The sequence below is a fragment of the Streptomyces amritsarensis genome, assembly GCF_001953875.1.
GTDB classification, from domain to species: domain Bacteria; phylum Actinomycetota; class Actinomycetes; order Streptomycetales; family Streptomycetaceae; genus Streptomyces; species Streptomyces amritsarensis.
Map to the genome: position 1 here is coordinate 1 of NZ_MQUR01000022.1, position 13844 is coordinate 13844.

A 13844-nucleotide genomic window follows, 5' to 3' on the forward strand; every position below is an offset into this window, starting at 1 on the left:
GCGCACGGCGTCAGATGCGGTGCATCGCAAGGCGGAGGGGCGTCCTCATACTGGGCGTATGCGGGCGTTCCGACAACGCAGCGAGGTGCCGTAGCTGTCGTCGTGCGCCCGCCGGGGATTACGGGACAGCCCTTGGGGGGCTGTGACACGATCAAGCTCGTGATCACGGATGAGACGAGTGCGGCGCTGCGCCGCCGGGCGGCGCTGAACAACGCCGGCTGGTGCGACGCCGTCTGCCGCGCGCACGGCCTGTCGCCGCGGTACGACGGCCGGGACCTCTGGCTGAGCACGGTACGGACGCCGCCGCTGTACCCCGATGCCGTGACCCTGGACGCGGGCGTGGCGGCGGCGAGCGTGCTCCCGCCCGTCGACACCTCCTCCCCCGGCTGCTCGGTGAAGGACAGCTTCGCCGCCCTGGACCTGGCCGGGCACGGCTTCGAGGTCCTCTTCGAGGCCCAGTGGATCCACCGTCCGGCCGGGGCGGCGGTCCCGGCGGCGGCCCCGGACGCCCCGCGGTGGTCCGAGGTCCGCGACGCCGCGGAACTGGCCGTCTGGGAGGCCGCGTGGGACGGCGAGGAGGCCACCGGGCTGTTCCGGCCCTCCCTGCTCGGCGGTGACAGCGCCTTCCTCGCCGGCCGCGTCGGCGACCGGATCGTCGCCGGGGCCGTCGCGCACACCTGCGCCGGCGCGATCGGCGTCTCCAACCTGTTCGCCCGTGACGGGGTCGGCACCGACACGGCCTGGGCGGGCACGCTGGCCGCGATCGCAGCCCGCCGGCCGGACCTGCCGGTGGTCGGCTACGAGCACGGCGAGGACCTGGACGCCGCACTGCGCAACGGATTCACCGCGATCGGCCCGCTGCGCGTCTGGCTGCACACCGCGTGAGGTGCCCCTCTCGCGGCTGAGCGTCCGTCAAGCTCCGTTGTCAGTGGCTCCCCATAGTGTGAACGCATCACTCGGGGAGCTTCGCAGAAGGAGCACATTCATGTCCGCACACAAGATCCGGCACAAGGTGAACCACGTCGCGCTGGTGGTGGACTGTTCGGGTTCCATGTACCAGCACCAGAACCAACTCATCCGCGTCGTCGACGAGTTCGTCTCAGGACTGAAAGCCGAATCGGACAGCCTCGGCCATGAGACGCGGATCAGCCTCTATTCCTTCGACCACCGGGTGGAGAACCTGGTCTGGGACATGGACGTGAAGCACCTTCCGTCCATGCGGGGCCTGTACAAGGTGAAGAACGGCGCGACGGCGCTCATCGAGGCCTCCCTGAAATCCCTGGACGACCTCGACCACATCTGGGAGGAGTACGGCGAGCACAGCTTCCTGCAGATCGTGGTGACGGACGGCGAGGAGAACGCCTCCGGCGGCGACCGCCGGCACGACGGCGACATGGCCGTGCTCGGCCCCTGGCTCGACCGGATCACCGCCAGGATGGGCGGGCTCCCGGACCACTGGACCTCCGCGATCCTCGTGCCGAACTCCCTGGCGAAGCGGACCGCGCAGAACTACGGCTTCCCGGCGGGGAACATCGCCCTCTGGGACGCGGACTCCCAGGAGGGCGTCAAGGAGGCCATCGGCACCGTGCGCGCCGCCGCCACCAGCTTCCTGCGCGGCCGGGAGAAGGGCGTGCGCGGCACGAAGAACCTGTTCGCGGTCGGCCAGGACCTTTCCGTCGACGACGTACGGGCGAACCTCGAACCGATCGCGGCCGACAAATACCGTCTGCTGCCGGTGGATACGGAAACCAACATCCGCTCCTTCGTCGATGCGCATCCCGACGTGACCTACGAACGCGGTTCCTGCTACTACCAGTTGGGTACGCGCGTCCAGGTCCAGCCCGACAAGGAGGTCATCGTGGTCGAAAAGCAGACCGGCCGCGCGTACACGGGCGACGCGGCACGCAGCCTGCTCTTCGGCACGGGAATCCACGGAACGGTCTCCGTGAAGGCGGGCCACAATCCCGAATTGGAGGTGTACGTGCAGAGCCGTTCGGCGAGCAGGAAGCTCAAGGCGCAGACGCGCCTGCTCGTCCTGGTCTGAGCTTCACGAAGAGGTCTCCAGGCGTAGCCTGGGCACGTCGGTGCGTTCGATCCCGAAGACCTGTGCGTACAGCGACAGTTCGGCCTCCAGCGCCCGGACCATGGTGTCGGCGCGGCGGAAGCCGTGGCCTTCGCCCTCGAAGGCCAGATAGGCGTACGGGACCGGCCGGCCCCGCATCGCGGCTGTCAGCCGCTGCGCCTGCGCCGGGGGGCAGACCGCGTCGTCCAGCCCCTGGAGCAGGACGAACGGCGCCGTGATCCGGTCGGCGTTGGCCACCGGCGAGCGCTCGCGGCTCACGACGGCGAGGGTCTGGGGCGGCCCGGCCAGGCCGTCGATGTAGCGGGATTCCAGGTCGTGGGTCTCCTCGGCGAAGCCCAGCAGGTCCAGCACCGGATAGATGATCGCCGCGCAGGCGTACAGGTCGGTCGCGGCCAGCGACGCCGCCGCGGTCCAGCCTCCCGCGCTGCCGCCGCGGATCGCGAGCCGGGCGGGGTCGGCGGTGCCCTCGGCGGCCAGTGCGCGGGCCACCGCCGCGCAGTCCTCCACATCCACCACACCCCACTGCTCGCGCAGCCGCTCCCGGTAGGCGCGGCCGTAGCCGGTGGAGCCGCCGTAGTTCACCTCCACCACGCCGATCCCCCGCGAGGTGAAGTAGGCGATGTGCAGGTCCAGTACGGGCGGCACATGGTCGGTGGGCCCGCCGTGCGCCCACACCACGTACGGCGGCAGCTCGTCGGCGGGTGCCCGGCAGGCCGGGTGGTGCGGCGGGTAGACGTGCGCGTGGATCTGCCGGTCGTCCGGGCCGAGGAAGGTGCGGCTCTGCGGCTCGGGGTAGTAGGCCGGGTCCACCGGGTCCCCGCCCTGCGCGCCGACGACCCTGGCGTGCCCGCTCGCGGTGTCCAGCTCGACCACCTCGTAGGCGCTGCGCGGGCTCGCGGCGACCCCGTAGACCCGGCTGCCGTGCACGGCGAGCGTCGGCTGCCAGGCCGTCCAGGGCCCGGCCGCGTCCACCAGGTCGCCGCTCTCCGGGTCCAGGATGCCGAGCACCGAGGATCCCTGGCCGTGCAGTACGGCGACGAGCCCGTCGGGGAGCGGGGCGATCCAGCGCAGTCCGGGCTTCCACAGGGCTCCGCCGAACTCCTCCTCCCGCAGGCACAGGTTGACGGCCCACCCCGTGTCCGGGTCCACCCGGTACGGGTTCCACCAGCCGCCGCGGTCGCTGACCGCGAGGAGGGTCGCGTCAGCCGTCCACTCCACCTGGGCGACGGACTCGTCGGGACCGCCGAAGACCGTCCGCGCACCGGACAGCTCCCCCTCCGCGGTGACCTCGGCCAGCTGCAGCAAGGTCCCGTCCCAGGGCATCAGCGGGTGGTCCCACACCAGCCAGGCCGCCCGCCGCCCGTCCGGGGAGAGCCGGGGGCCCGTGGTGAAGCGGTACCGGTCGTCGGTGAGCTCCCGTACGGCGGCGCGGTCCCCCGCGGCCGATCCGTCCAGCGGGACGGCGGCCAGCACCCGGCGCACATCGGTCGGCGCGGGCCCGGTGAACTCCTCCAGCACGCACCAGACCTCGTCCCCGCGCAGCACCGGATCGGCCCAGCGCAGCCCGCCGCCCGTCGCGGACACCGGCGTCAGCGGCCGCGGCTCGGGGGCGCCGGGCGCGTCCGGCTCGTACGCGTACAGCCTCTGGTCGGCGAAGTGGACGAAGACCAGCAGGGGACCGCCGCTCGCGCGCTCGGCGCCCGCCCAGGGCAGCCCGCCGTACTCGGTGAACCTGCTGCGCACGTTCCACGGCGCGGGCAGCTCGCTGACCTCGGTCCCGGACCCGGCGGGGCGGCGGCGCACGAGGGTGCGGCGGCCGGCCTCCTGCGGCCGGGGCTCGGTCCACCACACCTCGGGGCCGACCGTGCCGAGGTATTCGGGGCGTCCGTCGAGCGAGGCCGCGAGAGCGGCGTCGATCGGCGAGGGCCAGCTCCCGTACGGGCAGGTCTGCGCGGCGGCCATCACCGGGCCCCGTTCACAGGGTCCGCAGCGCGCGGTCGAGGACGCGGACGCCGAAGTGGAGGGCCGCCACGGGGACCCGCTCGTCCACGCCGTGGAAGAGGGACCAGTAGTCGAAGCCGGGTGGCAGCTTCAGCGGGGAGTAGCCGTAGCCCGTGATGCCGAGCCGGGAGAACTGCTTGGCGTCGGTGCCGCCCGCCATGCAGAAGGGCACCACGTGACCGTCCGGGTCGAACCGTTCGACGCACTCGCGCAGGACGGCGTAGGTCCGCCCGTCCACGGGTGCTTCGAGGGCGACCTCCCGGTGGTGGAACTCCCAGCTGACGTCGGGGCCGGTGAGCTCGTCGAGGGTGGCGGTGAACTCGGCCTCGCCGCCGGGCAGCATGCGCCCGTCGACGAAGGCCGTGGCCTGGCCGGGGATCACGTTCAGTTTGTAGCCGGCGCTGAGCATGGTCGGGTTGGCGCTGTTGCGGACGGTCGCCTCGACGAGGGCGGCGGCCGGACCCAGCTTGCCGAGGACCGAGTCGAGGTCGAAGCCGGGCCGCCGCGGGTCGACGGAAAGGCCCTGGAGGGCGGCGAGTTCGGTGATGCACGCGGTGACGGTGTCGGTGAGCCGGACCGGCCACTGGTACTCGCCGATCCGCGCGACCGCGGCGGCGAGCCGGGTCACGGCGTTGGCCCTGTTGGGCTTGGAGCCGTGGCCGGTGGTGCCGCGCGCGGTCAACTTCAGCCATGCGGTGCCGCGTTCGCCGGCGGCGATCGGGTAGAGGGCGCGGCCGGGGCCGGTGTGGACGGTGAAGGCGCCGGATTCGCTCAGGCCCTCCGTGCAGCCTTCGAAGAGGGCCGGATGGTGGTCGGCGAGGAAGCCGGAGCCGTCGACGGCGCTGTCCTCCTCGTCGGCGGTGTAGGCGATCACGATGTCCCGGCGCGGCCGGACCCCCGCGCGCGCCCAGGCCCGTACGACGGCCAGCACCATCGCGTCCATGTTCTTCATGTCGACGGCGCCGCGGCCCCAGACGACACCGTCTCGGACCTCGCCGGAGAAGGGGTCCACGCTCCAGTCGGCGGCGTCGGCGGGAACCACGTCGAGGTGGCCGTGGACGAGGAGCGCGTCGGCGCAGGGGTCGGCGCCCTCGATCCGGGCGACCACGTTGGTGCGGCCCGGGGTGCGCTCCAGCAGGAGCGGTTCCAGGCCGGCGGCGGCGAGCCGTTCGGCGACGTATTCGGCGGCGGGCCGCTCGCGGCAGTCGCCGCCGCCCCGGTTGGAGGTGTCGATCCTGATGAGGTCCGAGGTGAAGGCGACGGCCTCGTCGAGGGCCACCGCGTCGACCGCGTCGACCGCGTCCACGGTGGTCCCGGCGTCCACTCCGTCCACCGCTGCGCCGGCTTCGGCGGGAGCCCCGGTGTCGATTGCGCGCATGTCAGCCATACTGCTCCTCCACGGCCGCCGAGACGACCGTCGTGACGGCCTTGAAGGCGCGGATCCCCTCATACATCGTCTCGCTGGTGTACGCGACTCTGCGCTCCCCGCTGCGCCGGACCCCCGGGACCACGGTGGCGGACATGGCCAGGTGTTCGGCGTCGAACTCCAGCTCCACGGTGTACGGGCCGCCGGCCACGGGTTCGCGCCGGACGGCGAGGGCGGTGGCCTCCTTGGCCGCGGCCCGGATGTCGGCGGCGGTGCGGGCGGGGGTCCGGCAGACGGCCGCGTAGCGCGAGACGTGGTCCTTGACCGCGACGGTCACCGCCTGCGGGGCGTAGCCGGCGGCGTCCACGCAGGTCAGGTCGTCCCCCGTGACCAGGATGACCGGGACCCCGTACTCGGCGACGACGTGGGCGTTGAGCAACCCCTCGCTCGCGCGGGTCCCGTTGAGCCACACTCCGGTGATGGAGTTGGCCAGGTAGGTGTGGGCGAGGACGCCCTCGGTGCCGGCACCCGTGTGGTAGCCGACGAAGGCGACGCCGTCGACGTCGCCGCGCTGGACGCCCTCGACCATGGAGAGGGACTTGTGGCGGCCGGTGAGCATCTCGGCCCGGGCGTCGAGCCGCTCCAGCAGCAGGTTGCGCATGCTCCAGTGGGCCTCGTTGATGACGACCTGCTCGGCGCCGCCGTCGTAGAAGCCGAGCACGGCGGCGTTGACGTCGGAGGTGAACATCCCGCGGCAGCGCTCCCACTGGGGCGTCCCGGGCAGCACGTCCGCGGGCCAGGTGACGCCGGTGGCGCCTTCCATGTCGGCGGAGATGAGGATTTTCATCGGGCCCCCGGGCAGTCGGTTGCGCGCTCGCGCGCGACGCGGCCGGCGCGCACTGGGCCCAGCCTAAGGGCTGTCCCCCCGTCCGGGGCGGATCAGCGCGCGGCACGGACGCGGCGGGGCGGGAGACGGGGCCGGCCGGGGGCCGGGAGGGCGGGGTGCCGGGGGCCGGAAGGGCGGGGGCGGGGGCGGGGGCGGAAAGTCCACCCGATCCGGTGAGGCGGCCCGGCTCTGCCCGGGCCCGCCCGGGCCCGGGCAACGGCCTTGCTCAGGCCTTGCCTTCGACCTCCGCGGCCAGGTTGTCCAGCAGGGTGTCGTAGATGCGGCCGAGGCCCTTGGGCGCGAAGGTGCGCTCGAAGAAGCCGCCGATGCCGCCGGCGCCGTCCCACACGGTGGTGACGACGGCCTTGGACCTGCCCTCGCCGGCCGGGGTGACCACCCAGGTGGTCACCATGGAGGAGTTGCGGTCCTTCTCCACGAGCTGCCCGTCGGTGGGCTCGGTGACCTCGAGCAGGCAGTCGCGCACGCGCTTGCTGGTGGCCTGGAGCTTCCAGTGCACGACAGTGCCCTCGCCGTCACCGCCCTCACGCACCTCGTACTCGCTGAAGTGCTCGGGCAGCAGCTTGCCCCGAGTTCCGCTGTAGTCGGCCAGCGTGTCGAAGACCGTCTCCGCGTCGGCCCCGATGATGCGCTCCGTGGTGGCCTCGACCTGCGCCATACCTGTTCCTCCAGCAGTTGTGTCCGCTCGTCACGGCGAAGCCAACCACCTCCGGCGCGGTGGCCCAAATCCGGACCGTCACACCTGGCAGCGGACGTGCACGAGGAGCGTGTCGGCGGGCAGCGCGGCGCGCCGGCCGGCCCCGCCGCCCTCGTCCGCCACCGGCGGGGGGTGGGGGCAGCTCCCGGGAGCGTCACAGGCTCCGTGCAGCGGCGGCTCGCCGTCCTTCCGCCACCAGCCGTCGAGCGTGAGCAGGCTGCAGAGCCCCACGGTCCAGCGGGCGCCGCGTCGGGAGAAGTCCTCGCGGGGGCAGTCGCCGATGGATTCCACGGGATCGGTGACGATGTCCAGGAGCACGGCCCGCAGGTCCGCGGCGTCGGCTCCCGTCTCGTACGCGGCGGCCCATTCCCGGAAGGCGACCTGGCAGGGCCGGGTGTCGTACGCGTCGTAGGCGGGGTCTCCGAGGGCAACGTAATCGGACCAGGCCATGTCCTTGTGCCGCTTGGGCGCGAAGTACCCGTAGGGCCGGCCGGGCGGGTGCGCCCGCACCACCTGCTGCCAGCCGTCCCAGACGAGCCGGGCGAAGGCCGCGGCCCGCTCCCACCGCTCCGTCACTTCCAGCAGTCCGCGCGGACCGCCCGCGCACCGGGCGCAGCCTCCCACCCCCGCACCGCTCCCATCAGCGCGTTTCCCGACGCGCACGATCATGGGAACGTTTGTTCTATTCTCTCGGCAGAGCCAGCAAGGGAGGCGCACCATGCGCTGGGAGAACCTGACCGAGGGCCCTGCCGGGCCGGCCGCGCTCTTCGGGGCCGGGGCCGTCGTGACCCGCACCATCGACACGCCCGAGTTCCGGGGGATCACCTTCCACGAGGTACGGGCCCGGTCGATCGTCAACCGGGTCCCCGGCGCCTCGCGCATGCCGTTCGAGTGGACCGTCAACCCCTACCGCGGCTGCAGCCACGCATGCGTGTACTGCTTCGCCCGCAAGACGCACAGCTACCTCGACCTCGACACCGGCCTCGGCTTCGACTCCCAGATCGTCGTCAAGACCAACGCCCCCGAGCTGCTGCGCCGCGAGCTCGCCGCACCGCGCTGGACCGGCGCGCACATCGCCATGGGCACCAACGTGGACTGCTACCAGCGCGCCGAGGGCCGCTACCGGCTGATGCCGGGGATCATCGAGGCCCTGCGCGACCGCGCCAACCCCTTCTCGATCCTCACCAAGGGCACGCTGATCCTGCGCGACCTCCCCCTCCTGCGCGAGGCTGCCGAGGCCACCGAGGTCGGGATCTCGGTCTCCGTCGGCTTCACCGACACGGCCCTGTGGCGGACCGTGGAGCCCGGGACCCCTTCGCCCGCCGCCCGGCTGAACGCCGTACGGACCCTGACCGGCGCCGGGATCGAGTGCGGGGTGCTGATGGCCCCGGTGATCCCCTTCCTCGGTGACTCTCCCGCCCAGCTGCGGGACACCGTGCGGGCGGTCGCCGCGTCCGGCGCCACCTCCGTGACACCCCTGGTACTCCATCTGCGGCCCGGGGCCCGCGAGTGGTTCACCGCCTGGCTGGGCGAGCACCACCCGCACCTCGTCGAGCGGTACGAGCGGATGTACGCGGGCGGCTCGTACGCGCCCACCTGGTACCAGCGGATGATCACCCGCCAAGTCCACGAACTTGCGGCCGAATTCGGCATCGGCCCGGCCCGGCGGGGGGCCGCCCGGAAGACCGTCGGTCCCGGACGCCCGGCCGGGCCCGAGCCGGCCGGGGCCACCCAGCTCACCCTTCTCTGACGTCCATCACGCCCTGACCGGTCATCACATCGGGCCAATAGCTCTGCCAATCCCGTCTTCCAGGCGCGGTTTCCGGGACGATTCCGCCCAGAACCCTCGGCTGGGAGGCCCCATGCTCCACCCCTTGAAGAAGCGCGCCGCCGTCCTGCTGGCGATCTCCACCGTCGCCGCCGCCCTCACGAGCCCGGTGACGGCCGCCCCGGCCTCGCCCGCCCCGGCCTCGACGGCCGCTCAGGCCGCACTGCGCTGGACCGGCTGCGCGACGCCCCGCTACCCGACGCTGCAGTGCGCATCCCTCGAGGTGCCCCTCGACCACGACCGGCCCGCCGGCCGGACGATCACGCTCGCGCTGACCCGGGTCCCCCACACCGCCAAGACCTCCCAGGGGCCGCTGCTGGTGAACCCGGGCGGCCCGGGCGGCAGCGGGCGCGCGCTCGCCGGGTTCGTCGCCTCCGCCCTGCCCAAGGACGTGGCCGCGCAGTACGACGTGATCGGCTTCGACCCCCGGGGTGTCGGCAAGAGCGAGCCCGCCCTCGACTGCGGGTCCGGGCACTTCTCCCCGGTGCGGCCCGACTCCGTGCCGCAGGACGCGGCCACCGAGCACGCCAACCTGGACCGCGTGCGGGCCTTCGCCGAGTCCTGCGGCGCCAAGCACGCGGACGTGCTGGCGCACATCGGCACCGTCTCGGCCGCCCGGGACATCGAGGTGCTGCGCACCGCCCTCGGGGCGGAGCGCATCAGCTACTTCGGCTACTCCTACGGGACCTACCTGGGCGCGGTGTACGCCAAGCTCCACCCGGGCCGGGTGCACCGTCTCGTCCTGGACTCCGTCGTCGACCCGAACGGGGTCTGGTACCAGGACAACCTCGCCCAGGACCTCGCCTTCGACGCCCGCCACAAGGCGTTCCTCGCGTGGGTCGCCCGACACGACGCCACCTACCGGCTCGGCACCGACCCGGCGGCGGTCGAGGCGCGCTGGTACGCGATGCGGCAGGCGCTGCGCGGGACGCCGGCCGGCGGCAAGGTGGGCCCGTCGGAGCTGGAGGACACCTACATGCCGGGCGGCTACTACAACGGCTACTGGCCCAGCCTCGCGGAGGCCTTCGCGGCGTACACGGTGAAGAAGGACCCCAAGCCCCTGGTGGCGGCCTACGAGCGGTTCGGCGCGGTGGAGCCCTCGGCGGGCAACAGCTACAGCGTCTACACGGCGGTCCAGTGCCGGGACTCGGCCTGGCCCCGGGACTGGAACGAGTGGCGCGCCGACATGTGGCGCACCCACACCAAGGCGCCGTTCATGACCTGGAACAACGCCTGGTACAACGCCCCGTGCGCGTTCTGGCCGACCGAGCCGCTGCAGGCCCCGGACGTGACCAACGCGGACCTGCCGCCCGCCCTGCTGCTGCAGGCGACGGACGACGCGGCGACCCCCTTCGACGGGGCGGTCAGCATGCGGGAGAAGCTGTCGGGCTCGGCCCTGGTGGTCGAGGAGGGCGGCGGCAACCACGGCATCGCCCTGAGCGGGAACACGTGCCTGGACGAGAAGGTCGCGGCCTACCTGCGGACCGGGCAGGCCGCGGACGCCACCTGCCCCGCGCAGGCGGACCCGCGGCCGACGACGGCGACCCGGGCCGTGCCGTCCTCGGCGGGCGGCGCCGCCCTGCACGGCCTGCTGGGCTTCCGCGGCTGACCGCAGGAGCCGGCGGGCCCGCCGTCGGCCGGCCCGCCGGACCTCACTGCGCCAGCACGGCGAAGGCCTCGACCTCCACCAGGAGCTCCGGCCGGAACAGGGCCGAGACCTGGACGGCAGAGGAAGCGGGCAGCCGGTCGGCGGGGATGACGGCCTCGCGCGCCTCCCGCACCGCCGGGAGGTGCGCGACGTCCGTGACGAAGTACGTCAGCTTCACGACGTCGTCGAAGCCGGCCCCTGCGGCGGCCAGGCAGCGCCGCAGGTTCTCGAAGACCTGGCGGGCCTGCGCGCGGGCGTCGCCCTCGCCGACGACCGCGCCGTTCTCGTCGAGGGCGCACTGCCCGGAGACGGCGACGAACCGGCCCGTGCCGAGGACGACGTGGCTGTAGTGGGCTCCGGGGCTGACCCCTTGGGGTGCGGATATGCGGGTCAGGTGGCTTCCGCTGTGATCGGTCATGGACCGATCCTGTCAGTCGGGCAGGGCTCGCAGGGCGGCCGTCGCGGCCACGGCCAGGCGGGGGTGGGACTGGGCGCGGGTGAGGACCTCCCGGGCGCGGGGGTCGCCGAGGGCGCCCAGGCCCTCGACGCAGGCCAGGGCCACTCGCCAGTAGGGGTCGTTCGGGGACAGCAGCCGGGACAGGGTGGCGATCAGGGCCGGTGCGGATTCGGGGGCGCGCAGGGCCGTGAGCAGCCGGACGGGCTGGAGGGCGTAGGCCGTGCGCAGGCCGTTGGTGGCGAGGGCCGCGGCCGCGCGGGCGGTGCGCGGGTCGCCGAGGACGGCCAGGGCCTCGGCGGCGGCCGTGCAGCGGGGCGGGTCCCGGTGGTTGAGGAGCAGCACGAGGGATTCGAAGGCACGCGGGTCCGCGGCGAGCCCGAGCCGGTAGGCGGCCAGTTCGCGGGCCCACAGGGGCAGCCCGGCCGAGGTCAGGGAGTCCGCGAGCGCGTCGGGTCCGGCCGCGAGCAGCACCTCGTACTCGGGCGATCCGCCCGCCTCCGCCCGCAGGCGCTCCAGCACGTCGTTCACGCGGCCCACCCTAGGGGGGCGGGGCGGTCGGCACGCCGGGTTCCCGCAGATGATCAAGGTCGGTTGATCGATGATCGATGATCGGTACATTTCGGCGGTACAGGTCACATCTCCGCGCTCTGGCGCAGCAGTTACCCGCGGGTTACTGTCGTGGGACACGTACGAGGGCGGCCTGGTGACGCAGCCGCCTCGTGCCGGTCGGTTCGTTTCGCATGCACGGTGTGGCCCCGGGACAGGGTCGTGCCGCTTTTGCCCCCGGGTCTCCTTCCCGCCGGGTTCCCGGTCCGGGCCTCCGCGCCCCGGGCTCCTCACCGCACGGCATTTCCGTACGGCATCCGCGCGCGCTGTGCGCCGCGCGCTCCCCTCAGTCGTCACCCTCTTCCACTGGAGTCCCTCGATGGACCGTCAGTCCAGTCAGCCCACCCTCCAGACCATCGCCGTCGTCGGCCTCGGCACGATGGGCACCGGCATCGCCGAGGTCCTCGCCCGGGCCGGCCGCGAGGTCATCGGCATCGACATCAGCGAGAGCGCCGCCCGCCGGGCCTCGGCCTCCCTCGCCGCGGCGACCGCGCGTTCGGTCACCCGGGAGCGGCTCACCGAGCAGGAGCGGGCGGACGTCCTGGCCCGTTTCCGCACCTTCACCGACCTGGCCGCCGCGGCCGAGGCCGACCTCGTCATCGAGGTCGTGCCCGAGTCCTACGAGGTCAAGCAGCAGGTGTTCCGCGAGCTCGACGCGGTCGTGCGGCCCGACACGATCCTGGCGACGGGCACCAACGCCCTGTCGGTGACCCGGCTCGCCGCCGAGTCCCAGCGCCCCGAGCGCGTGCTGGGCCTGCACTTCTTCAACCCGGTCCCGGCGATGAAGCTGGTCGAGGTCGTCTCCTGCGTCCTGACCGCCCCGACGGCCGTGGAGGCGGTCACGGAGCTGGCCCGCGAGCTCGGCAAGGAGCCGGTCGCGGTCGGTGACCGGCCCGGTTTCGTCGCGGACGGCCTGCTCTTCGGCTACCTCAACCAGGCCGCCGCCATGTACGAGGCGAAGTACGCCTCCCGTGAGGACATCGACGCCGCGATGCGGCTCGGGTGCGGCCTGCCCATGGGTCCGCTCGCGCTGCTCGACCTGATCGGTGTGGACACGGCCCGCACGGTCCTGGAGGCCATGTACGCCTCCTCCGGCGACCGGCTGCACGCTCCGGCGCCGATCCTGGGGCAGCTGGCCGAGGCCGGACTGGCCGGTCAGAAGTCCGGGCGCGGCTTCTACACCTACGAGGCGCCGGGCAGCTCGGTGATCGTCCGCGACCTGCAGACCCCGCTGGACGGGTCGCTGCTGGGGGCGGGCCGCCCGGTGAGCTCGGTCGGCGTGGCCGGCTCCGGCACGATGGCGAGCGGCATCGCGCAGGTCTTCGCCCAGTCCGGGTTCGACGTGGTCCTGGCGGCGCGCAGCCAGGAGAAGGCGGAGGCCGCCAAGGCCGCCATCGGCAAGTCCCTGGGCCGTGCGGTGTCCAAGGGCCGGCTGACGCAGGAGGCGGCCGACGAGACCCTGGGCCGGATCAGCCCGGCCGGGTCGCTGGACGCCTTCGCCGAGGTGGACCTGGCGGTGGAGGCGGTCGCCGAGGACCTGGCGGTCAAGCAGGAGCTGTTCGCGGCGCTGGACAAGGTCTGCAAGCCCGGTGCGGTGCTGGCCACCACCACCTCCTCGCTGCCGGTCATCGCGGTGGCCCGGGTGACCTCGCGTCCGCAGGACGTGATCGGCATGCACTTCTTCAACCCGGCGCCGGCGATGAAGCTGGTCGAGGTCGTCCGGACCGTCCTGACGGCCGACGACGTGCACGCCACGGTCCGCGAGATCTGCGTGAAGGTGCGCAAGCACCCGGTGGACTGCGGGGACCGGGCCGGCTTCATCGTGAACGCGCTGCTGTTCCCGTACCTCAACAACGCGATCAAGATGGTCGAGGAGCACTACGCGAGCCTCGACCAGATCGACGCGGCGATGAAGCTGGGCGGCGGCTACCCGATGGGACCGTTCGAGCTGCTCGACGTGGTCGGCCTCGACGTCTCGCTGGCCATCGAGAAGGTCCTCCACAAGGAGTTCCGCGACCCGGGCCTGGCCCCGTCCCCGCTGCTGGAGCACCTGGTGGCGGCGGGCTGCCTGGGCCGGAAGACCGGCCGCGGATTCCGTGAGTACGCCCGGCGGTGACCGAGCGGGCCATGAGCCGGATGCGTGGGGAGGGCTGCTCGGGTCCGCCGGACCCTCACGGCGGACTGACCCTCCCGAGCCCAGTGCGGGCTCTCCCCCGCATCCACCCCTCTCCCACCCCCCTCAGGCGCGCTCCCC

At 73.2% G+C, this 13844-nt stretch carries 12 protein-coding genes; 5 read left to right on the plus strand and 7 right to left on the minus strand.

Features of this window, described 5'->3' with window-relative positions:
- Positions 1-159: 159 nt before the first annotated feature.
- Positions 160-885: a hypothetical protein gene (locus AVW11_RS12390; protein WP_240528165.1), complete on the plus strand. Its 726-nt coding sequence runs from the start codon at positions 160-162 to the stop codon at positions 883-885.
- Between the two features lie 100 nt (positions 886-985).
- Entirely contained in the window at positions 986-2044 is a 1059-nt protein-coding gene (locus AVW11_RS12395; protein ID WP_076044005.1) for a vWA domain-containing protein, read from the plus strand.
- 3 nt (positions 2045-2047) lie between these two features.
- On the opposite strand, the gene AVW11_RS12400 is transcribed toward AVW11_RS12395, so the two are convergent.
- The 5 genes from AVW11_RS12400 to AVW11_RS12420 all read right to left on the minus strand — a co-directional run bounded on the left by AVW11_RS12400 (position 2048) and on the right by AVW11_RS12420 (position 7627).
- Entirely contained in the window at positions 2048-4045 is a 1998-nt protein-coding gene (locus AVW11_RS12400) for a prolyl oligopeptidase family serine peptidase (protein WP_076044006.1), read from the minus strand.
- A 13-nt stretch (positions 4046-4058) separates the two neighbouring features.
- On the minus strand, positions 4059-5462 hold the full coding sequence (locus tag AVW11_RS12405; protein ID WP_107423267.1) for a M20/M25/M40 family metallo-hydrolase: 1404 nt from the start codon (positions 5460-5462) through the stop codon (positions 4059-4061).
- Between the two features lies 1 nt (position 5463).
- Positions 5464-6297: a M55 family metallopeptidase gene (locus tag AVW11_RS12410; RefSeq protein WP_076044007.1), complete on the minus strand. Its 834-nt coding sequence runs from the start codon at positions 6295-6297 to the stop codon at positions 5464-5466.
- 265 nt (positions 6298-6562) lie between these two features.
- Positions 6563-7012 carry an SRPBCC family protein gene (locus AVW11_RS12415; RefSeq protein WP_030855754.1) on the minus strand — a complete coding sequence of 150 codons (450 nt, stop codon included), beginning with the start codon at positions 7010-7012 and terminating at the stop codon, positions 6563-6565.
- A gap of 78 nt (positions 7013-7090) precedes the next feature.
- Positions 7091-7627, minus strand: coding sequence for a hypothetical protein (locus AVW11_RS12420; RefSeq protein WP_076044008.1), 537 nt, complete (start codon positions 7625-7627; stop codon positions 7091-7093).
- 142 nt (positions 7628-7769) lie between these two features.
- Here AVW11_RS12420 and AVW11_RS12425 point away from each other — a divergent pair, with 142 nt between their 5' ends.
- A complete protein-coding gene (locus tag AVW11_RS12425; RefSeq protein ID WP_076044009.1) occupies positions 7770-8801 on the plus strand; it encodes an Rv2578c family radical SAM protein in 1032 nt (343 codons plus the stop codon).
- Positions 8802-8913: 112 nt separating this feature from the next.
- Positions 8914-10488: an alpha/beta hydrolase gene (locus AVW11_RS12430; protein ID WP_107423268.1), complete on the plus strand. Its 1575-nt coding sequence runs from the start codon at positions 8914-8916 to the stop codon at positions 10486-10488.
- Between the two features lie 43 nt (positions 10489-10531).
- Here the strand turns inward: AVW11_RS12430 and AVW11_RS12435 are convergent, their stop codons facing one another.
- A complete protein-coding gene (locus AVW11_RS12435; protein WP_076044010.1) occupies positions 10532-10945 on the minus strand; it encodes a RidA family protein in 414 nt (137 codons plus the stop codon).
- A 12-nt stretch (positions 10946-10957) separates the two neighbouring features.
- A complete protein-coding gene (locus tag AVW11_RS12440; protein ID WP_030855760.1) occupies positions 10958-11512 on the minus strand; it encodes a HEAT repeat domain-containing protein in 555 nt (184 codons plus the stop codon).
- A 397-nt stretch (positions 11513-11909) separates the two neighbouring features.
- Here AVW11_RS12440 and AVW11_RS12445 point away from each other — a divergent pair, with 397 nt between their 5' ends.
- Positions 11910-13706 carry a 3-hydroxyacyl-CoA dehydrogenase family protein gene (locus AVW11_RS12445; protein ID WP_076044011.1) on the plus strand — a complete coding sequence of 599 codons (1797 nt, stop codon included), beginning with the start codon at positions 11910-11912 and terminating at the stop codon, positions 13704-13706.
- The last annotated feature ends 138 nt before the right edge of the window (positions 13707-13844 follow it).